The organism is Paenibacillus sp. BK720, assembly GCF_011761545.1.
In the GTDB taxonomy this organism is placed as follows: Bacteria; Bacillota; Bacilli; order Paenibacillales; family Paenibacillaceae; genus Pristimantibacillus.
On record NZ_JAASRQ010000001.1, the window covers coordinates 1,150,482 to 1,170,560 of the forward strand.

The window sequence follows — 20,079 nt, forward strand, 5'->3', positions numbered from 1 at the left end:
GATGAGCGCACAAATTATTGCAGGGAAAAAGATTTCCGATATGATCCGGGAAGAAATTCAGAAGGAAACGGCTGATCTGAGAGAAAAGGGCGTTATACCAGGCCTTGCGGTTGTACTCGTGGGCGAGGACCCGGCTTCGAAGGTTTACGTCGGCTCGAAAGAGAAAGCATGTCAGCAGCTTGGTTTCCATTCCGAGGTTCACCGTTTGGAAGAGTCTACTTCGGAAGAGCAATTGCTTGCGCTTATTGATCAATTGAATAACGATGACAAAATCAACGGTATTCTCGTACAGCTTCCGCTGCCTAAACATATCAACGAAAAAGCCGTTATCGATGCGATTCGCGTCGAGAAGGACGTTGACGGCTTCCATCCGGAAAGCGTCGGCAATCTGGTTATCGGCGATGACAGCCTGCTGCCATGCACGCCTGCCGGCTGTATTGAGCTGATCAAACGCAGCGGCGTGGATATTTCGGGCAAACATGCCGTCGTAATCGGCCGCAGCAACATTGTAGGCAAGCCGGTTGCCATGCTGCTTCTCCGCGAAAACGCAACCGTAACCATCTGTCACTCCCGTACGGCCAACATGGAGGAAATCGCCAAGCAAGCCGATATCCTCGTTGTGGCTATCGGCAAAGCAAAAGCGATCGACAGCAAATATGTTAAGCCCGGTGCGGTTGTCATCGATGTAGGCATTAACCGTCTGCCTGACGGCAAGCTTTGCGGGGACGTGGATTATGATGATTGTCTGGAAACGGCAGGCTTTATTACTCCCGTGCCTGGCGGCGTTGGCCCGATGACGATTACCATGCTTATGAACAACACGATTACGGCTGCGAAGCGAGCACACAAAATCGGGGAGTGATTGATGTCCTATGGCAGATCAACCTCGGATTTATTCGATAAAAGATATTAACCGCTACATTCGGATGAAGCTAGAGTCGGATGCCTTACTCAGCGATGTTTGGTTGAGAGGCGAGATTTCCAATTTTACTCACCACTCCAGCGGCCATATGTATTTTACGCTCAAGGACAAGGACAGCCGGTTGAAATGCATTATGTTTGCTTCGCATAATCAGCGGCTTCCGTTTATTCCGCGCGAAGGCGCAAAAGTCATGGCGCGCGGGAATGTATCGGTCTACGAGCGTGACGGCAACTACCAGTTTTACGTGACGGCCATGCAGCCGGACGGAATTGGCAGCTTGTATCTTGCTTATGAGCAGCTGAAATCAAAGCTGGAGACAGAAGGGTTGTTTGCCGAATCGCGCAAACGGCCCATTCCGCGTTTTCCCCGAGCTATAGGCATCATTACTTCTCCTACTGGCGCGGCGGTCCGGGATATTATCATTACGTTGCAGCGCAGGCATCCTTCCATACCTGTATACGTGTTTCCGGTGCTGGTCCAGGGGACGCAGGCGGCACCTTCCATTGTAAAAGCGATTGAATCGATGAATCGTTTTGGCGAAGTCGACGTATTAATTGTAGGCAGGGGAGGCGGTTCTTTGGAAGAACTTTGGGCATTTAACGAAGAACCTGTCGCAAGAAGCATTGCCGCATCGCAAATTCCCGTCATTAGCGCGGTTGGGCACGAGACGGATTTTACGATTGCGGATTTTGTCGCCGATCTTCGCGCGGCAACGCCAACTGCGGCCGCGGAGCTTGCGGTACCGCATGTGGCTGAGCTGCAGCAGCAGCTGGCAAGACAACGGCAGAGGTTGGAGCAATCGCTCCGGATGATGGTGCAAGGCCGGAAAGAGCAGCTGCAGCGCGTTAGACGGTCGCCGTTTTTCGTGCATCCGCGCAAATATTTGCTGGATCAGGCACAGCGGCTGGACCGCCTGCAGGAACGCCTGCAGCATCGGACTCTGCGTTTAACCGAGCGCGGGAAAGCAAGACTTGAAAGACTTCAAAGTCAATTAGCCGGACATCATCCGGGAGAGCAGGCCGCATTTGCGGCTAAGCGTCTGCAAGGGGATGTAAAGCGGCTTGAGCAGGCGATGGTGTCCTCTCTGAAAGAGCGGCGTTTGCAGCTCCACGGCGCAATTAGGCAGCTGGATGCGCTTAGTCCTCTCAAAGTAATGGCAAGAGGCTACAGCTTGGTCTACGACGAACAGGAGAAGCGACTGATTAAATCCATTGCAGATGTTCAGCCGGGTGATCTTGTTAGGGTGAAGGTAGCCGACGGGCAGCTGGATTGTCATGTCTGGTCAATGAAAGGAGAAGATGGCGTTGAAAGCAGCGGCGAATAATGAATTGAGTTTTGAGGAAGCAATGGAACAGTTGGAGAGAATCGTCGAACGGTTGGAAAGCGGGGATGTACCGCTCGAAACGGCGATTGAGCTGTTCCAGGAGGGCATGAAGCTGTCGCAGCTTTGCGGAGGCAAGCTGGAGCAGGTTGAGCGCAAGATTGAAGTGCTGATTGAAACAGAGCAAGGTTTTCAGAAGAAGGCATTCGCTCCAATGAATGAGGAAAAAGGGGAATAACGTTGATTACAGATATCAAGACCTACTTGCATGAATGTGCTGCGCTTGTTGAAAAGTCGCTTCCCGAAGCATTGCCTGCCGAATGGAATATCCCGCCCCAGCTCAGGGAATCCATGCTGTATTCCCTTCAGGCAGGAGGGAAACGTTTGCGTCCGGCACTTGTTCTGGCTGCCGCGGAAGCCGTTCACGGTCAGGCTGCGGCAGCCCGCAACGCGCTTCCGGTTGCATGCGCAATTGAATATATCCATACCTATTCGTTGATCCATGACGACTTGCCGGCCATGGACAATGATGATTACCGCCGCGGGAAACTGACGAATCATAAGGTGTTCGGGGAAGCAATGGCGATTCTGGCGGGCGACGCCCTGCTCACGCACGCGTTTCACCTTATTCCGAAAGCAGCGCGCCTTGGCGGAATAAGCGCCGAAGTAGCTCTTGATATCGTGGAAGATTTGGCTATGCTTGCCGGAGCAAGGGGCATGGTTGGCGGTCAAGCGGCCGATATGAAGGGAGAGCAGGGAATTACCTCGATAGAGGAGCTTGAATACATCCATCTTCACAAAACGAGCGATTTGATTGTTTTCTCGGTATCGGCGGGCGGACGCATCGGCGGCGCATCCGCAGAGCAGCTTGATGCGCTGCGCCATTACGGCCGCAATATCGGTCTTGCCTTCCAGATTCAAGACGATATTCTCGATCTGATTGGCGACGAGAAAAAGCTCGGCAAGAAAACGAACAGCGATGTGGAACAGCAAAAGGTTACGTACCCTTATCTGATTGGGATCGAAGAGAGCAAAGCCCAAGTCAAACGGTTAACCCGCGAAGCGAAGGCTGCCATTCTCGAAGCGCGGCTGGATGCGCCGGATAAATTGCTGCTCATCGCCGATTACCTCGTACAACGGGACTATTGATTAGGATCGTGCAATTGGGTACATTGGGAAATGTTCAGCAATTGTGCTATAATGATTGAAATATTTTGACGTTTATTGTGGAATAAGACCTTGCTCTAAATGTCGTATTCCAGAAAGCGAGGAAGTAACGTGCTGCTTGATCAAATTAACGGACCTCAAGACCTGAAAGATTTATCAATGGGAGAGCTGGAGCAGTTAGCTGATGAAATTCGCCAGTTTCTTATTGAAAAGCTTTCCGTTACAGGTGGTCATCTCGCACCTAACCTTGGGGTTGTGGAGTTGACTCTCGTCCTCCATTATCTGTTTGACAGTCCGAAGGATAAGTTTCTTTTTGACGTAGGTCATCAATCGTATGTTCACAAAGTTTTGACCGGTCGCAAAGACCGGTTTGATACATTGCGTAAATATAAAGGGCTGTGCGGCTTTGTCAAGCGCTCCGAAAGCGAGCATGACGTTTGGGAAGCCGGCCACAGCAGTACATCCCTGTCGGCTGCGATGGGCATGGCATTGGCCCGCGACCTGAAAGGCGAGAATAACCGTGTTGTAGCCGTCATCGGCGACGGTGCCCTGACGGGCGGTATGGCACTGGAAGCCTTGAATCATATCGGCGACGAGAAGAGAAAGCTGATTGTCGTCCTGAATGACAATGAAATGTCGATTGCGCCAAACGTTGGCGCCATGCATCATTATTTGAGCAAAATCCGCACCGACCGCCATTACCAGAAGGCTAAGGATGAGCTTCAGCATCTGCTGAACAAAATTCCGGCCATCGGCGGCAAACTGGCGAAGACGGCCGAGAGATTCAAGGACAGCTTGAAGTATTTGCTTGTCAGCGGCATTTTATTTGAACAGTTCGGCTTTACGTATCTTGGACCGGTAGACGGCCACGACATGGAGCAGATGATTGAACTTTTCAAGCAGGCCGATTCCATTCCGGGGCCGGTTCTCGTGCACGTCATTACGGTAAAGGGTAAAGGCTATTCTCCAGCTGAAGTAGATTCCTTCAAGTGGCATGGCATATCACCGTACAAGATTGAATCGGGTCAAGTGGTAAAGGCGGTTGGTCCGCCAATGTACACGGAAGTGTTCGGCAGCGCCCTTATCGAGCTGGCTGAGAAGGATGAGCGCATTGTTGCCGTAACTCCGGCAATGCCGGGCGGGTCCGGCTTGCTCCAGTTCGCTGAACGTTTCCCGAAACGCATGATTGACGTCGGTATTGCCGAGCAGCATGCCGCAACGATGTCGGCGGCTCTCGCCATGGAAGGCATGAAGCCGGTCTATGCGGTATATTCAACCTTCCTGCAGCGTGCCTATGACCAGGTTGTGCATGATATTTGCCGGCAAAATGCAAACGTGGTATTTGCGATCGACCGTGCGGGCTTCGTAGGACCGGATGGCGAGACGCATCAAGGCGTATATGATATCGCGTTCCTGCGTCATGTGCCAAACCTTGTCATTATGATGCCGAAAGATGAAAACGAGCTTCGCCGTATGATGAAGACGGCAATCGATTACAATGAAGGTCCGATTGCGGTCCGCTATCCGCGGATCAACGGCCTCGGCGTGAAGATGGACGAAGTAATGCATCCGCTTCCGATCGGGAAATGGGAGACGCTTCGCGAAGGCGATTCCGCCGTTATTCTGGCGATGGGTCCTATGATTCAGGTTGCTGAAGAAGCTGCTGATCTTCTGAAAAGAGACGGCCTTAATGTTCAAATCGTCAATGCCAGATTCATTAAGCCGCTTGATGAAGAGATGCTGCTGTCGTTTGCATCGGAAGGCAAGCATATTCTTGTCATCGAAGAAAGCTCCGAGCTCGGCGGATTTGGCAGTGCGGTAATGGAATTCTACTCTCTTCGCGGTATTTACGGCATGCCGATTCGGATTATGGGCGTCCCCGATATTTTCGTGGAGCATGGTTCCATCAAGGAGCAGCGCTTGGAAGTCGGCTTGACGGGAGAAAGAGCGGCGATGGAAATCAAGAACCTGCTGCCAAGCCTCCAGAAACGCGCAACCGGACAGTAACGAAGGAGAATCATGACGACGACACCCAAGGAAAGAATAGATGTATTGCTAGTGGAACGCGGGTTCTACGAGAGCAGGGAAAAAGCGAAAGCGGCTGTTATGGCCGGTCTGGTGCTGGTCAATAACGAGCCGGTGGATAAAGGCGGCATGAAGGTTCCGCGGGAAGCCGAGATCAAAGTGAAAGGCGCTATCCATCCTTATGTCAGCCGCGGCGGGCTTAAGCTGGAAAAAGCGATCCGATCCTTCGGTATCGATTTGGCCGGGAGGGTTATGCTTGACATCGGCGCATCAACCGGCGGTTTTACCGATTGTGCCTTGCAGCACGGCGCTTCGTTCGTATATGCCATTGACGTTGGCTATAACCAGCTGGATTGGTCGCTCAGACAGGATGAACGGGTCCGAGTGATGGAGCGTACCAACTTCCGATATACGCAGCCGGCCGATCTGGACGGTCCGCCGCCAACCTTTGCCTCGATTGACGTATCCTTTATATCGCTCAAGCTGATTTTGCCGGCACTCAGCGGTCTGCTGAGCGCAGGCTCCGGAATTGTCGCCCTTATCAAGCCGCAATTCGAGGCAGGGCGGGAGAAGGTTGGCAAATCGGGCGTAATCCGGGAGCCAAGCGTCCATAAGGAAGTGCTTGATACGGTGCTGAAGGCTGCGTCGGAGCTTGGCTACAAACTGCAAAACCTGACGTTCTCACCTATTACGGGCGGAGAGGGCAACATCGAGTTCCTTGCCTACTGGACGTGGGAGAATGAGCCAAACGCCGCGATCCCTGACGAAGAGGCCATCAAGGACGTTGTCCGTCAGGCTGGCGAGACCTTTACCGTAAAACAGAAACAACCGTAACAGCCGTGAATTGCGCAATTGGCGTTATCGCCCGTTTTGGAGGCACAAGTAAACAAGGGAATGCTTCGACCGTATTGAATAGCGGCCAGCGTTCCCTTTTGTTTTTCCTCTTTACAAACATGTGTTCGTTTTGCTAAACTGAAAGCAACCAAACATGCGTTCGTCCATTTGTTTGCAAGAGGAAAATGCTCCCTTCATCACGAACCAATTAAGAGAGGTTCTTAAGGAATGGAGGGCTGCGTATGGGAATGTACGGTGACTGGTTTATAATGCTGGTCGCTGGCGCGTTTTTGTTATTCTGGGCGTATCGGGGCTTCTACCGCTGGCTTCACCAGCCTGCGAACGTCAATCGATTGACGCTTGGCAAAGGTGGCGAGCTTGCAGAAGATGACGAGAATATTCAGTTTCTGGAACGATCAGGATACGAAGTTATTTCCGGTAAGCACAGGGTTCCGATCGGAATCGAATTGGACGGACAATCACTTAACAGCCGATTGTACATTGATTATATTGCCGAACAAGATGGCAAAATGTATATTGTAAAAGCTGCCCGGGAACGTATGCCCATGGATTGGACAGGCAGCGGTGTTCGAGACCGTCTTCTTGTCTATTCCCTCCTGTTGCCTGAATGCGCGGGGGTATTGTTCGTGGACGTGAAGGAGCAGATTATTCGGCGAATTATTTTTGACATAAGCGACTAGCATGTTTGGGGAGGAAAGTTATGAAAGGCATCAGACAATACAAAATCAAGGAATTAATTACGAAGAATACGATCGAGACGCAAGAGGAACTGGTGGATGCCCTGAGGGATGCCGGGCTCCAGGTGACTCAAGCTACCGTATCCAGAGATATGAAAGAGCTTATGCTCATTAAAGTACCCGCTGGCGATGGACGTTACAAATATTCGCTGCCGCAGGACCAGCAGCGTCAGAATCCGATTAATAAGCTGAAGCGGGCGCTTATCGATCATTTCACCCATATCGACTTTACCGAAAATCTTGTGGTCATGAAATGCTTGCCGGGCACGGCCAATGCGATTGGCGCGCTGATTGACAACATGGAATGGCCCGAGGTTATGGGGACGATATGCGGCGATGATACGATTCTTATCATTTGCAGAACGAAGGAGAAGAGCGGTGAGCTTGTTGAGAAGCTGCTCGACCTTCTGAATTAAACATTGTTGGAGGTCATTGGCCATGCTGCGCGAGCTATCCATTCGGAATTTAGCCGTTATTGAAGAAGTAAACGTTTCGTTTCATCATGGATTTCATGTATTGACAGGTGAGACAGGTGCGGGGAAATCCATACTTATCGACGCACTTAGCTTAATTGTTGGTGGACGGGGCTCCGCAGATATGGTCAGGTATGGCTGCGACAAAGCCGAGATGGAGGCCATGTTCGACCTGCCTTCCCATCATCCGGTATGGGCGGTAATGGAGCGGCTTGGCGTACAGGCTTCAAGAGAAGAGATGCTGGTTATACGGCGGGAGCTCACTTCCCACGGCAAGAGCAGCAGCCGGGTTAACGGGCAGCTTGTCACGATGACGATGCTGAGGGAGGTCGGCGAATGCCTTGTCAATATTCACGGGCAGCATGAGCATCAATCACTCCTGCGTACCGAACAGCATCTGGAATGGCTGGACTTGTTTGCCGGCGATTTGCTCATTGAGCGGAAGACTGCTTACCGGGCCGTGTATCAGCAGCTTCAGCAAGCGCGTGCATCCGTTCGAGAGCTGGAAGAGACAACCCGTCATAACGTACAGATGCTTGATTTGTACCGCTACCAGATCGAAGAGATCACGAATGCCAAGCTGAAGGCCGGCGAGGATGAGCAATTATTGGAGGAACGCCGCAAGCTGCAATATGCAGGCAAGCGGATGGACTCCGTATCAGAAGCCTACGCTTTGCTCTACAGCGGTAAAGGGCTTGACGCCATTAGTAAAGCGATCGGCAAGCTGACCGATATCCAGTCTTACGATCCCGCAGTGCTGACACCTATGCTCGAACAGCTTCAGTCTGCTTTTTATCAAGCCGAGGATGCAGTATTCCAGCTTCGCGATTATCGGGACGGCATTGATTCCGATCCGGAGCAGCTGTCCATGATTGAAGACAGGCTGGACTTGATCAACGGACTGAAGCGCAAATACGGAGAGAGTATTCCGGATATTCTTCAATATTTGGAGCGCATTACGGAAGAGCGCGACAAGATTGAGAATCGTGACGAGTATTTGGATAAGCTGCGCAAAGATGAGCTGCGCCTTTATTTGCAGGCACATGAATTAGCGCAGGAGTTGTCCGAGCTTCGTTCCCATGCATCCGAACGTCTCGCAGCCGCCATCGAGCTGGAGCTTAAGCAGCTTCAAATGGGCAATACGATTTTCCGCGTGCAGCTCGACCATCCAACTGCGGCAGAAACATCCGAAATGGCGGCTCTTAACGCTAACGGCATCGATGAAGCCATCTTTATGCTGTCAACGAATCCGGGCGAGCCACTTAAACCGCTCAATAAAGTTGCTTCCGGCGGTGAAATGTCCCGAATCATGCTTGCGCTGAAGGCGATTTTCGCCGAAATTGACCAAGTGCCTGTTCTGGTCTTTGATGAGGTGGATACAGGCGTGAGCGGCAGAGCGGCACAAGCCATTGCCGAGAAAATGTCGCAGCTCTCGGCGAAATGCCAGATTTTCTCTATTACGCATTTGCCTCAGGTTGCTTGCATGGCGGATCACCATTACGAAATTAAGAAGCATATTATTGAACAACGTACTTCCACAAACGTCACGAAGCTGGTGGAGCACTCGCGTATTGAAGAACTCGCCCGCATGCTGGGCGGTGTTGAAGTAACGGAAAAAACCCGTCATCATGCTCAAGAAATGCTTGTTTTGGCGGATCGCCAGAAGGGAGCCTAAAGGAAGGTATTCAGGGAATGTTTTTGTGGTCATAAAACAAACAGTGCGGGGTAACTTAAAGGTACGCCAATGGCGAAATGTCCTTTCTCGTCATGCGATGGATTAACAGGGAGCGTGAAATCATTGAACTCCAGCCCAAGGAAGAAATGGTTTGGCCTAGTTCTCGTTATCTGCGTCTGCATGATCGGACTCTCCGCGCCGTTTCAACATTTTGCCGCATTCCCGAATGAACTTCGTTTATTCTCCGGCCAACTGAAACGATTACAATATGGAGTTCCCGTACATGCAGAAGTTACCGTGGATCCACGAATGCTTCAGATTAATGGCTCAACCCGTCAGTCATTATCAGTCAATTTGAATGACCCCATTTCGTTACAGCCGCATCAGAGCGGTCAGACGAGCATGAAAGTGAAATTATTTGGTAAAATTCCGTTCAAGACCGTCAAAGTAAATGTCATGCCTGATTTAAGGGTTATCCCGGGAGGTCAAACAATTGGCGTGAAAGTAAAATCCGCCGGTATTCTTGTCGTTGGCCACCATCAGGTCCGTGCAAATAACGGAACGAAGGAGTCTCCTGGGGAAAAAGCAGGTCTCCGCTTAGGCGATCTTATTATCAGGATCGATGGGCACAATATTAATGAGGTCAGCAAGGTAGCAAATCTGGTGGAGCAAGCGGGCAGGCAGCAGCGTCCACTCGCGATTACTTACAAGCGCAACGGTACCATCGGAGAAACAAAGCTGTATCCAGTCCGCGATGCGGAAGAGCGTAATTGGAAGCTTGGTCTTTATATTCGCGATTCAGCAGCCGGTGTGGGCACATTAACGTTTTATGCTCCTGATCAAGGTGTCTACGGCGCGCTTGGGCATGTCATTACCGACATGGATACCCAAACACCTATAGAAGTTGGCGAAGGGCAGATCCTGCAGTCCAGCGTGACGTCCATTAACAAGAGCCAAACGGGAGAGCCGGGAGAGAAACGTGCCCATTTTGTCAAGGAAGGCAAGATCTTAGGCAATATCGAACGCAACACGCCATTCGGTATTTTTGGCAAAATGAGCGAAAACCCGAATCACAGCTTTAACGACAAAGCGATTCCCGTAACGTTCGCCGAAGAAGTTAAAGAAGGTCCGGCTCAAATTTTGACTGTTGTTAACGGGCAAAAAGTCGAGCGGTTTGATATCGAAATCGCTCATGTTACGAAACAGCCTGCCCCAGCGACCAAAGGTATGGTAATCAAGATTACCGACAAACGACTTCTTGATAAAACAGGAGGTATCGTTCAAGGAATGTCAGGTTCGCCGATTATCCAGGATGGGAAGCTGGTTGGAGCCGTTACCCATGTATTTGTTAACGATCCAGCTTCGGGCTATGGCTGCTTTATTGAATGGATGCTGCAGGATGCAGGCATCTTGATGAGAGAGAAATCGACGCAAGGTACAGCTGCATAACCAATAAAATAACCGCTGATTGGGCTTTATTAAACCCTTCAGCGGTTTCTTCATGAAGACGGCTATAACGGTTGGATTTGTCGAAAATTTACGAACAGCATCATAAAATGTAATAAATTATTAATTATAACGAAAAAGATTAAAAAATCAAAGGAAAAAAATTTTCGACAGAAGGAATTTAAACCGGCATGTCGAAAACTTTATTCCAAGACAACTAGGGAAAGGTAATCGCGCAGTGAATACCATTTAAGGGAGGACCAGACCTTGCACAAGATCGAAGTATTGCTGGCAGATGACAATCGTGAATTCACCAATTTATTATCCGAATACATATCGGAACAAAATGATATGAACGTAAGCGGAGTGGCTTATAACGGTGAAGAAGTATTGTCTTATTTCGAAGAAGGCAGAAAAGTACCAGATGTTCTAATCCTTGATATTATAATGCCTCACCTGGACGGCCTGGGCGTACTGGAACGCATTAAGGAATTAAATATCACGCCAATGCCTAAAATCATCATGCTGACCGCATTTGGTCAAGAGAATATCACACAAAAAGCCGTTCAGCTTGGGGCATCTTATTATATCTTGAAACCGTTCGATATGGAGATACTTGCAAATCGGATTCGTCAATTGGTGGGCAATTCCACGTTTACTTCCTCGGCATCGTTTAGCAGCTCTGCAGCAACAACGACGATCAAATCAAATGTCGTGCCGCTTGCCAAAGGCAAGAATCTAGACGCCAACATTACAAGCATCATTCACGAAATTGGAGTTCCTGCCCATATCAAAGGCTATCAGTACTTGCGCGAAGCGATTACAATGGTGTACAACAACATCGAAATTCTGGGAGCCATTACGAAAACGCTGTATCCTGCGATTGCAGAGAAATTCAAAACAACGCCATCCCGCGTTGAACGCGCTATTCGCCACGCTATTGAAGTAGCTTGGACACGCGGCAATATCGACAGCATCTCACACCTGTTCGGCTATACGATCAACATCAGTAAATCCAAGCCAACAAACTCCGAGTTTATTGCAATGGTAGCTGATAAGCTCCGCATCGAGCACAAAGTAAGCTAAAGAATAAAACCGCTATTTATTATTGGTTCCACCCAATATGAAGGCGGTTTTTCTTTTCAAGGCAAAAAACACCCCGCCATACTCGAGGAGTAGCAGCGGGGTGTTCTATGTCTTTTTGCTTAAGCTTGCGGTTTTGGCGGTCTGGGACGTTTCGGACGGAATCTTGGGGCGACGTAATTGCGTTTGCGATCGCGGAAAAAAATCCAACCGCCAATAAAACCAACGCCGATTGCAAAGAGAACAAGTCCAAATAAGAAGCTTAGCCATGCAAAATCCGGATGAATGGCATCGTTTCCGAAATCGGAAAAGTAATTGAATAAGGCATTTTTCATCTTGAGAAAACCGATACAGGCCGCAATACCGGGTATGACGAGCAGCAGAACGGCAATTAGACGGGCAGCAACTAATCTCATATGTATGATGTTCTCCTTGTATCCGTAATTAAACATTCCTTCCTATGATACCTTTTTCTGCAGGCAGTGTCTATTTCGGAAATTTAACGATGTAAATCGATTTGAAAAAAGGTACAATAGGACGAGTGGTAATCGGATGTTTACTAAGAAGTAATTATCACGAATGCATACGCAAATAGGCTCACTAGGGAACCATTTTTTTAGGAGGTATAATACATAATGACAATCCAAGTGGATGTAGCTGTGCTTGGCGGTGGCCCGGGCGGATATACAGCAGCGATCAGAGCTGCTCAGCTGGGCAAAAGCGTAGCTATCGTGGAGCTCGATAAGCTGGGCGGCACTTGCTTACATAGAGGATGTATACCAAGCAAATCGCTGCTTCGCAGCGCAGAAGTGTATGCGACTTTGCTTGAAGCGGACAAATACGGAGTTTCGGTTACGGAGGGTGCTCTGTCACTGGATTTCAATAAGGTTCAGGACCGTAAAGAAAAGACAGTCGAGCAATTGCATAGAGGCCTGAAAGGCTTGATGAAAAAATATGATATCCAAATTATAAATGGCAAAGGCCGTATCATAGGCCCTTCCATCTTTTCGCCTCGCAGCGGTTCATTAGCCGTTGAACTGGCCGACGGGGAGATGGAGTCGGTCGTATCGACGAATCTGATTATCGCAACGGGCTCTCGCCCTCGTCATCTGCCGGGGCTAAAACCGGACGGCGTGCATATCTTGTCCAGCGACGATGCTCTACGGCTCGAGAAGCTTCCGGAATCGATGCTGATCGTTGGCGGCGGCGTCATCGGGGTGGAATGGGCCTCGATGCTGCAGGATTTTGGCGTACAGGTAACCTTGGTTGAGGTTGGCGCTAGACTTCTTCCGGGGGAAGATTCTGAAGTGTCGGCTGAGCTGACGAGACTGCTCCGACGCCGCGGCGTGCGGGTACTCACCAATGTCCAGCTCAAAACCGAAGAGCTATCGATTAACGGAGACGAGGTGTCCATTACAGCCGATACTTCCGAAGGGAATATTCTGCTTACGGCAAGCAAGCTTCTGCTGTCCGTCGGTCGTCAGGCGAACATCGAAAACATCGGTCTTGAGAATACGGATATTCAGACCAAAAACGGCGTTATTTACGTCAACGAATTCGGTCAAACAACCGAGCCGCATATTTATGCGATTGGCGATGTTATCGGGGGCGTACAGCTTGCGCATGCTGCATCCCACGAAGGCGTGGCTGCAGCCGAGCATATTGCGGGTTACAAGAAAGAAGCGGTTGATCCGAATCTTATCCCGCGGTGCATCTATTCCCGCCCGGAAGTGGCGTCTTACGGTCTGACGGAAGATGGGGCCCGGACGAAAGGGCATGATATCAAGACAGGTAAAATACCGTTTGCCGCAATTGGCAAAGCTCTTGTGCTTGGAGAAGCAGACGGATTCGTGAAGGTGATTGCCGACCGGAAGACCAATGACATCATGGGTGTCCACATGATTGGTCCGCATGCGACAGATTTGATCTCCGAGGCTTCGCTAGCCGGATTGCTAAACGCAACGCCTTGGGAAGTCGGTCAGCTTATTCATCCGCATCCAACCTTATCCGAAGCTCTTGGGGAAGCTATGCTTGCCATTGACGGCAAATCGCTCGCTCTCTAAGCGTTGGATTTTCTTTTTCGGGCAAATGCGGTTATAATAGGTAATATCAAGTCTTAGTACCTGGTTTTAAAATCAGGTTAAAGGAGGCACAACCTCATGAGTCAATCAACCGAACAAACCTTTCGTCATAACGAATTAGGCTTAACGAACGAACAGGCTCTTGAAATGTACGCAATGATGGTGCTCGCCCGTAAATTCGACGAGCGCAATTTGCTGCTGCAAAGAGCGGGTAAAATTAATTTCCACGTTTCCGGCATCGGACAGGAGGTTGCGCAAGTTGCCGCTGCCTTTGCGCTCGACCGGGAGAATGATTATTTCCTGCCTTATTATCGCGATTACGGATTTGTCCTCGCCGTCGGCATGACGGTAAAAGAATTAATGCTGTCTGTCTTTGCCAAGGCTGAAGACCCGAACAGCGGAGGCCGCCAGATGCCAGGCCACTTCGGTAGCAAGCGTCTCCGGATCGTAACGGGCTCCAGCCCGGTTACCACGCAGGTACCGCATGCGGTTGGCATTGCTTTGGCCGCGAAAATGAAAAATAAACCGATCGTCAGCTTTGTTACCTTCGGAGAAGGCTCGAGCAACCAGGGCGATTTCCATGAAGGCTGCAACTTTGCCGGAGTTCATAAGCTCCCCGTTATTTTGATGTGCGAAAACAACCAATACGCGATCTCGGTGCCGGTGCGCAAGCAGCTTGGCGGACGAGTAGCTGACCGTGCCCTTGGTTACGGCTTCCCGGGTTACCAGGTTGACGGCAATGACGCTCTTGAAGTCTTCCGGGTGGTCAAGGAAGCGCGCGAACGCGCGATCGCCGGCGAAGGCCCGACGCTCATCGAAGCGATGATGTACCGCCTGTCCCCGCATTCTACTTCCGATAACGATCTTGCGTACCGCACGAAGGAAGAAGTAGACGAAAACCGGGCGAAGGACGGCATCCCGAAATTTAAAACGTACTTAGAAGAATGCGGCCTCTGGAATGAAGAGCTTGAGGCCGAGCTTCACGCGCGCATCCGCAAGACGGTCGATGAAGCAACGGAATACGGCGACAACGCGCCATTCCCGGCGCCGGAATCCGTACTGTTGCACGTGTATGCGGAGGAGGGACGCTAAGATGGCAAAAATGGATTATATCGATGCGATACGTCTGGCAATGAAAGAAGAGATGGAGCGCGACGACGACGTATTCGTGCTTGGCGAGGACGTTGGCTTAAAGGGCGGCGTATTTACGACGACCAAAGGACTTCTTGAGCAATTTGGCGAAATGCGCGCGCTTGATACGCCGCTTGCCGAGTCGGCTATTGCAGGGGTTGCTATTGGCGCGGCTATGTACGGCATGAAGCCGATTGCGGAAATGCAATATTCGGACTTCATGTTCCCGGCGACTAACCAAATTATTAGCGAAGCGGCAAAAATCCGTTACCGCTCCAATAACGACTGGAGTTGTCCGATTGTTATCCGTGCGCCAATCGGGGGCGGTATTTTTGGCGGCTTGTACCACTCGCAATGTCCGGAGTCGGTGTTTTTCGGAACGCCGGGTCTCAAGATTGTAGCTCCTTACACGGCTTACGATGCAAAAGGGTTATTAAAAGCGGCAGTGCGCGATCCGGATCCGGTTATCTTCTTCGAGAATAAAAAATGCTATAAGCTTATAAACGGCGATGTGCCTGAGGATGATTACGTTGTCGAGATCGGAAAAGCCAATGTGCTTCGCGAAGGCGACGACATTACCGTTATCGGTTACAGCATGCCGCTCATATTCGTTGAGCAGGCAGCTGCAGAGCTTGCGCAAGAAGGAATCAGCACTCATATACTTGACCTAAGAACGCTGCAGCCGCTCGACAAGGATGCGATTCTTGCGGCAGTCCGCAAGACGGGAAAAGTATTGATTATTCATGAAGACAATAAGACTGGCGGCGTAGGTGCGGAGGTATCGGCCATTATAGCGGAAGAACTGCTGTATGAGCTGGATGCTCCTATCCAAAGACTTTGTGGTCCGGATGTACCGGCAATGCCGATTAACCCGCCGGGCGAGAAGTTCTTCTTGCTCAACAAAGACAAAGTAAAAGAAGCAATGCGCAATTTGGCGCTATACTAAGCGACAAGTACGTGTCAGGTAGGGAGATGGATAATTAATGAAATCAGTGAAGGAGATCGTCATTCCTCAGTTGGCGGAATCACTGGTCTCGGCGACTATTGATAAATGGCTGAAGCAGCCGGGTGACCGGATTGAGATGTATGAACCGATCTGCGAGCTTATCACGGACAAAGTAAGCGCGGAGCTGCCATCCACGATTGCAGGCACGCTGGTCGAGATTCTGGTTGGCAATGGCGAGACGGTACCGGTCGGGACGCCGGTATGCCGCGTTGAGACGGAAGCTGTTTCGTCCTCATCGGAAGCTGTAACAGTTGTGGAATCCACAAAATCTGACGTAAACGCGGAATCGACGGATGAAGGCGACAAATCGATGCGCAACCGCTTCTCGCCGGCAGTTCAGCAGCTTGCGGCTGAGCATGGCGTCCGTCTGGCCGATGTGCAGGGAACGGGACTTGGCGGAAGGATCACCAGGAAGGATATTCTGGCTTACGTAGCTTCGGGAGCGGGACAAGATCCTGCAGCAGCGAGACCGGTTACGCCTCCGCCGAGCACAAACGTATCGGAAGTGCGTTCGTCCGGCTTGCATTTAACGGAGACGCCTCGTACGCCAACCGTCCCTAGCCAAAGCGCCTCGATAACGGGCCGGGGGGAAGACTTCATCGACGTATCGCCGATTCGAAGCGCAATTGCCCGCAATACCATGCTAAGCGTGAACGAAATTCCGCATGGCTGGATGATGATTGAAGTCGACGTTACCAATCTGGTACAGCTCCGCAATAAAGTGAAGGATGAATTCATGAAGCGCGAAGGCATTAACCTGACTTATCTTGCTTTTGTTCTGAAGGCTGTCGTTAATGCTTTGAAAGACTTCCCGATCATGAACTCGATGTGGGCCGTCGATAAAATTATCGTGAAGCGGGATATTAATATCTCTCTGGCAGTCGGTACGGAAGAGTCCGTTGCGACGCCGGTTATCAAAAATGCCGATCATAAAACGATTGCCGGCCTTGCGCGGGAAATCGATGATCTGGCACGCCGCGGACGCGAAGGAAAACTGACGCTCAGCGATATGCAGGGCGGTACCTTTACCGTCAATAACACGGGTTCCTTCGGTTCGATTATTACGAACCCGATTATTAACTATCCGCAGGCCGCCATTCTGACCTTTGAATCGATTGTGAAGAGGCCTGTCGTCATTAACGACATGATCGCGATCCGTTCGATGGCGAATATGTGCCTGTCGCTTGATCACCGCGTACTGGATGGCGTTATCTGCGGTCGCTTCCTGCAGCGCGTGAAAGACAATTTGGAAGGCTTCAACGTAGATACGAAATTGTACTAGAAGAAACGGGGTAATCCGAGCATGACTGACACGGCATTTAAACACGTGGAGCGGCATTTGGAAGCCCGATATATACCGATGATCGGTTATGCGGAAGCATGGGAAATGCAGAAATCGATCGTGCGGCAGATCAGCCAGGAGGAGCGTCAGGAGACGCTTCTCCTTCTTCAGCATCCGCCTACTTATACGCTTGGCACAGACCGTCATCACGAGCATCTGCTGCTTAGCGAGGATGAACTGATCGAGCGCGGAATATCGGTCTTCGAAATCGATCGCGGAGGGGATATTACTTATCATGGGCCGGGACAACTGGTGGGCTATCCGATGCTGTTCCTGCCGATGGAAGGATTGGATCTGCATGCGTATCTTCGCAATGTAGAGCAGGCAATAATCAATTGGCTGGCCGAATATGGTATAGAAGCGGGAAGAAAGCCGGAATATACTGGAGTATGGGTCGGCAATGAGAAAATCGCCGCAATCGGCGTGAAATTCAATCGGGCCCGTGATCGCGGCGGTTTTGTAACAAGCCATGGCTTTGCCTTGAATATCGAGGCGGGGATAGGTAGCGAAGGCTTCAGCGGCATTATTCCATGCGGCATTCAGGAGTACGGGGTCACATCCTTTAACGACCTGTCCGGCGTTGCGCTGACCGTGGAAGAGGCAGCGCGGCAGCTGCTGCCGCATTTCTGCCGCGTATTCGGGTTTGCCAATCCCGAGCTGCTAGAGCAGCGAGCTGATTGAAGCAACAAGCGTCGTAACGACAAGGGCAGTAACAACAAGAATAGCAACTAGACGTATAAGTTTTTGCATCTTCAAGGGTAAAAACTCCTTTCTTTTTTAAAACAAGCTCCCGTCTATTGTAATCGAAAACAGAGAGCGGAGGAAATAGTTATGGTTAATCAGGAACGGATCGTCAGCGAATTTATTGAACTTGTCAAGGTAGACAGCGAGACAAGATTCGAGCAGGAAATAAGCAAAGTGCTTAAGGCGAAGTTTTCGGATCTGGGTCTTTCCGTCGAGGAAGACGATGCGATGGAAAAAACGGGGCATGGCGCAAACAATTTGTTCGCTATGCTGGAAGGCACGGGAGATGCGGGAGCGCCTACGATTTTGTTTACTTCCCATATGGACACCGTAGCGCCGGGCAACGGCATCAAGCCGCAAATTGACAGTGACGGCTACATAAGAAGCGATGGCACAACGATACTGGGCAGCGACGATAAAGCAGGACTTGCCGCGATGCTGGAAGCGATCCGCGTGCTTAAGGAAAACAATATCCCCCATGGTCCGATCCAATTTGTCATTACGGTCGGCGAAGAATCCGGACTTCTTGGCGCGCGGAACATGGATGCCTCCAAGCTGAAAGCATCGTTTGGCTATGCGATTGATTCCAATGGCTCGATTGGGGATATGGCCGTAGCTGCTCCTACCCAAGCAAAGATCATCATGAAGCTGCATGGCAAATCGGCGCATGCCGGCGTCAACCCGGAAGATGGCATCAGCGCGATTCAAGTTGCCGCAAAAGCGATCTCCCGTATGCCGCTTGGACGTATCGACAAAGAGACAACGGCTAATATCGGCAGCTTCGAAGGCGGCGGCGCAACCAATGTCGTCTGCGATTTCGTCAAGCTGGTAGCGGAAGCCCGCAGTATCGTGCAGGAGAAGCTGGACCGTCAGGTGGACGCGATGCGCGAGGCGCTGGAGAGCGCGGCGGAGGAGTTTGGGGCGAAAGCGGAATTCGAAAGCCAATTGATCTACCCGGCTTATGTCCACGACGATCATTCGCCGGTCGTCCAATTGGCCAAATCGGCAGCGACGGCAATTGGGCTTACGCCGCGCACTTTCCATTCCGGAGGCGGCAGCGACGCGAATATTTTCAATGGACTTGGCGTGCCTACGGTCAATCTGGCTGTCGGTTACGAGCATATTCATACAACCAAGGAACAAATCAAGGTCGCTGACCTCGTGAAAATCACGGAGCTCGTCATCGAGATTATCAAACAAGCGGCAAAAGCTTAAACTTCGGAGAAAAAAACGGCTTGTCCAAGCAAGGATAAGCCGTTTATTTCGATTTTTGCGGGGAGAGCAGCTTTTGAAGCGGGATATCCATTCGGGATAGCTTCCGCAGCTGGCTTTGAATTTCCCAAGCTTTGCCTACGAGTCTCAATTCATTATGCGTTAGATATTGTTTCATCCTTCACACGCTCCTTTGCGTATCTCTTATAGGCAATGGATATGCAAAAAGGGGACAGGTTATTCCATAATTCATCATTCGAAGAACAGGGGAGATTCAGGATGAGTCAGAACAACGAGCTTTGGCGGGAAGAAACAATCAGCACGCAGCCTATTTTCGAAGGGAAAATGATCACGCTCCAGGTGGATACCGTCGCGATGCCGGATGGCCGCACGGCTACGCGCGAAATTGTTAAGCATCCGGGCGCGGCTGCCGTTATGGCGCTTCTTGACGGAAAGCTGCTCGTTGTCGAACAGTTCCGCAAGCCGCTCGAGAAATTCCAGATCGAAATTCCCGCCGGGAAGCTGGATGCCGGAGAAGATCCGATGGAAGCCGCGGCACGCGAGCTGGAGGAGGAAACCGGCTACAAGTCCGACAGCCTGAAGCTTGTAAGCGCCTTTTTCACTTCGCCCGGCTTTGCCGACGAGAAGCTGTATCTGTATTTCGCGGAAAATGTGACATCAGGCACGCAGCACACGGATGAAGATGAATATTTGCAGGTTGAGGCGATTACGCTGGAGCAGGCGGAGGCTTATATTGCGGAAGGCCGAATCAGCGACGCTAAGACGATTCTGGCCGTGTACGCGTGGAAGCTTTATCAGCTGACGGGTACGATCTAAAACTTGTCCGGACCGCTCTCTT

At 50.8% G+C, this 20,079-nt stretch carries 20 protein-coding genes; 18 read left to right on the top strand and 2 right to left on the bottom strand.

Annotated elements, in window-relative coordinates:
- Position 1 precedes the first annotated feature (1 nt).
- From folD to spo0A, 11 genes are all read left to right on the top strand, one after another.
- Entirely contained in the window at positions 2-862 is an 861-nt protein-coding gene (gene folD / locus FHT67_RS05060) for a bifunctional methylenetetrahydrofolate dehydrogenase/methenyltetrahydrofolate cyclohydrolase FolD (RefSeq protein ID WP_132304522.1), read from the top strand.
- Between the two features lie 10 nt (positions 863-872).
- Positions 873-2,246 carry an exodeoxyribonuclease VII large subunit gene (xseA, locus tag FHT67_RS05065; protein ID WP_132304524.1) on the top strand — a complete coding sequence of 458 codons (1,374 nt, stop codon included), beginning with the start codon at positions 873-875 and terminating at the stop codon, positions 2,244-2,246.
- Entirely contained in the window at positions 2,221-2,481 is a 261-nt protein-coding gene (xseB, locus tag FHT67_RS05070) for an exodeoxyribonuclease VII small subunit (RefSeq protein WP_132304526.1), read from the top strand. Before xseA ends, xseB begins: the two co-directional genes overlap by 26 nt.
- Positions 2,482-2,483: 2 nt before the next feature.
- Positions 2,484-3,392 (top strand): polyprenyl synthetase family protein, encoded by a 909-nt coding sequence (locus FHT67_RS05075; protein WP_167196166.1) that lies wholly within the window; start codon positions 2,484-2,486, stop codon positions 3,390-3,392.
- A gap of 129 nt (positions 3,393-3,521) precedes the next feature.
- Positions 3,522-5,417, top strand: coding sequence for a 1-deoxy-D-xylulose-5-phosphate synthase (dxs, locus tag FHT67_RS05080; protein WP_167196169.1), 1,896 nt, complete (start codon positions 3,522-3,524; stop codon positions 5,415-5,417).
- Positions 5,418-5,429: 12 nt separating this feature from the next.
- Positions 5,430-6,269 carry a TlyA family RNA methyltransferase gene (locus FHT67_RS05085; RefSeq protein ID WP_167196172.1) on the top strand — a complete coding sequence of 280 codons (840 nt, stop codon included), beginning with the start codon at positions 5,430-5,432 and terminating at the stop codon, positions 6,267-6,269.
- 242 nt (positions 6,270-6,511) lie between these two features.
- A complete protein-coding gene (locus FHT67_RS05090) occupies positions 6,512-6,970 on the top strand; it encodes a hypothetical protein (protein WP_132304534.1) in 459 nt (152 codons plus the stop codon).
- A 20-nt stretch (positions 6,971-6,990) separates the two neighbouring features.
- On the top strand, positions 6,991-7,443 hold the full coding sequence (gene ahrC / locus FHT67_RS05095; protein WP_015843915.1) for a transcriptional regulator AhrC/ArgR: 453 nt from the start codon (positions 6,991-6,993) through the stop codon (positions 7,441-7,443).
- Positions 7,444-7,465: 22 nt separating this feature from the next.
- Positions 7,466-9,175: a DNA repair protein RecN gene (gene recN / locus FHT67_RS05100; protein WP_167196174.1), complete on the top strand. Its 1,710-nt coding sequence runs from the start codon at positions 7,466-7,468 to the stop codon at positions 9,173-9,175.
- Between the two features lie 123 nt (positions 9,176-9,298).
- Entirely contained in the window at positions 9,299-10,624 is a 1,326-nt protein-coding gene (spoIVB, locus tag FHT67_RS05105) for a SpoIVB peptidase (protein ID WP_207918101.1), read from the top strand.
- A gap of 264 nt (positions 10,625-10,888) precedes the next feature.
- Positions 10,889-11,707, top strand: a complete 819-nt coding sequence (gene spo0A, locus FHT67_RS05110) for a sporulation transcription factor Spo0A (protein WP_132304540.1) — start codon at positions 10,889-10,891, stop codon at positions 11,705-11,707.
- 119 nt (positions 11,708-11,826) lie between these two features.
- On the opposite strand, the gene FHT67_RS05115 is transcribed toward spo0A, so the two are convergent.
- Positions 11,827-12,120, bottom strand: a complete 294-nt coding sequence (locus FHT67_RS05115) for a DUF2627 domain-containing protein (RefSeq protein WP_132304542.1) — start codon at positions 12,118-12,120, stop codon at positions 11,827-11,829.
- Between the two features lie 219 nt (positions 12,121-12,339).
- Here FHT67_RS05115 and lpdA point away from each other — a divergent pair, with 219 nt between their 5' ends.
- From lpdA to FHT67_RS05145, 6 genes are all read left to right on the top strand, one after another.
- A complete protein-coding gene (lpdA, locus tag FHT67_RS05120; RefSeq protein WP_167196177.1) occupies positions 12,340-13,767 on the top strand; it encodes a dihydrolipoyl dehydrogenase in 1,428 nt (475 codons plus the stop codon).
- Between the two features lie 96 nt (positions 13,768-13,863).
- Positions 13,864-14,877, top strand: coding sequence for a thiamine pyrophosphate-dependent dehydrogenase E1 component subunit alpha (locus tag FHT67_RS05125; RefSeq protein ID WP_132304546.1), 1,014 nt, complete (start codon positions 13,864-13,866; stop codon positions 14,875-14,877).
- Position 14,878: 1 nt separating this feature from the next.
- A complete protein-coding gene (locus FHT67_RS05130; RefSeq protein WP_132304548.1) occupies positions 14,879-15,862 on the top strand; it encodes an alpha-ketoacid dehydrogenase subunit beta in 984 nt (327 codons plus the stop codon).
- A 37-nt stretch (positions 15,863-15,899) separates the two neighbouring features.
- Entirely contained in the window at positions 15,900-17,204 is a 1,305-nt protein-coding gene (locus FHT67_RS05135) for a dihydrolipoamide acetyltransferase family protein (RefSeq protein WP_167196180.1), read from the top strand.
- A 21-nt stretch (positions 17,205-17,225) separates the two neighbouring features.
- Entirely contained in the window at positions 17,226-17,945 is a 720-nt protein-coding gene (lipB, locus tag FHT67_RS05140) for a lipoyl(octanoyl) transferase LipB (RefSeq protein WP_132304552.1), read from the top strand.
- A 150-nt stretch (positions 17,946-18,095) separates the two neighbouring features.
- A complete protein-coding gene (locus tag FHT67_RS05145) occupies positions 18,096-19,223 on the top strand; it encodes a M20/M25/M40 family metallo-hydrolase (protein WP_167196183.1) in 1,128 nt (375 codons plus the stop codon).
- Between the two features lie 43 nt (positions 19,224-19,266).
- Here the strand turns inward: FHT67_RS05145 and mciZ are convergent, their stop codons facing one another.
- Positions 19,267-19,398, bottom strand: a complete 132-nt coding sequence (gene mciZ, locus FHT67_RS05150) for a Z-ring formation inhibitor MciZ (protein WP_132304556.1) — start codon at positions 19,396-19,398, stop codon at positions 19,267-19,269.
- Between the two features lie 101 nt (positions 19,399-19,499).
- Between mciZ and FHT67_RS05155 the strand changes: the two genes are divergently transcribed.
- Complete coding sequence (locus tag FHT67_RS05155) at positions 19,500-20,057, top strand: NUDIX domain-containing protein (RefSeq protein ID WP_132304558.1); 558 nt, start codon at positions 19,500-19,502, stop codon at positions 20,055-20,057.
- Positions 20,058-20,079: the final 22 nt, after the last annotated feature.

What these genes read in the sequence shown, in the direction of transcription:
- folD (WP_132304522.1), top strand. Translation starts at nt 2, where the DNA reads ATGAGCGCACAAATTATTGCAGGGAAAAAGATTTCCGATATGATCCGG.
- xseA (WP_132304524.1), top strand. Translation starts at nt 873, where the DNA reads ATGGCAGATCAACCTCGGATTTATTCGATAAAAGATATTAACCGCTAC.
- xseB (WP_132304526.1), top strand. Translation starts at nt 2,221, where the DNA reads ATGGCGTTGAAAGCAGCGGCGAATAATGAATTGAGTTTTGAGGAAGCA.
- FHT67_RS05085 (WP_167196172.1), top strand. Translation starts at nt 5,430, where the DNA reads ATGACGACGACACCCAAGGAAAGAATAGATGTATTGCTAGTGGAACGC.
- FHT67_RS05090 (WP_132304534.1), top strand. Translation starts at nt 6,512, where the DNA reads ATGGGAATGTACGGTGACTGGTTTATAATGCTGGTCGCTGGCGCGTTT.
- ahrC (WP_015843915.1), top strand. Translation starts at nt 6,991, where the DNA reads ATGAAAGGCATCAGACAATACAAAATCAAGGAATTAATTACGAAGAAT.
- recN (WP_167196174.1), top strand. Translation starts at nt 7,466, where the DNA reads ATGCTGCGCGAGCTATCCATTCGGAATTTAGCCGTTATTGAAGAAGTA.
- FHT67_RS05115 (WP_132304542.1), bottom strand. Translation starts at nt 12,120, where the DNA reads ATGAGATTAGTTGCTGCCCGTCTAATTGCCGTTCTGCTGCTCGTCATA.
- lpdA (WP_167196177.1), top strand. Translation starts at nt 12,340, where the DNA reads ATGACAATCCAAGTGGATGTAGCTGTGCTTGGCGGTGGCCCGGGCGGA.
- FHT67_RS05125 (WP_132304546.1), top strand. Translation starts at nt 13,864, where the DNA reads ATGAGTCAATCAACCGAACAAACCTTTCGTCATAACGAATTAGGCTTA.
- FHT67_RS05130 (WP_132304548.1), top strand. Translation starts at nt 14,879, where the DNA reads ATGGCAAAAATGGATTATATCGATGCGATACGTCTGGCAATGAAAGAA.
- FHT67_RS05135 (WP_167196180.1), top strand. Translation starts at nt 15,900, where the DNA reads ATGAAATCAGTGAAGGAGATCGTCATTCCTCAGTTGGCGGAATCACTG.
- lipB (WP_132304552.1), top strand. Translation starts at nt 17,226, where the DNA reads ATGACTGACACGGCATTTAAACACGTGGAGCGGCATTTGGAAGCCCGA.
- FHT67_RS05145 (WP_167196183.1), top strand. Translation starts at nt 18,096, where the DNA reads ATGGTTAATCAGGAACGGATCGTCAGCGAATTTATTGAACTTGTCAAG.
- mciZ (WP_132304556.1), bottom strand. Translation starts at nt 19,398, where the DNA reads ATGAAACAATATCTAACGCATAATGAATTGAGACTCGTAGGCAAAGCT.
- FHT67_RS05155 (WP_132304558.1), top strand. Translation starts at nt 19,500, where the DNA reads ATGAGTCAGAACAACGAGCTTTGGCGGGAAGAAACAATCAGCACGCAG.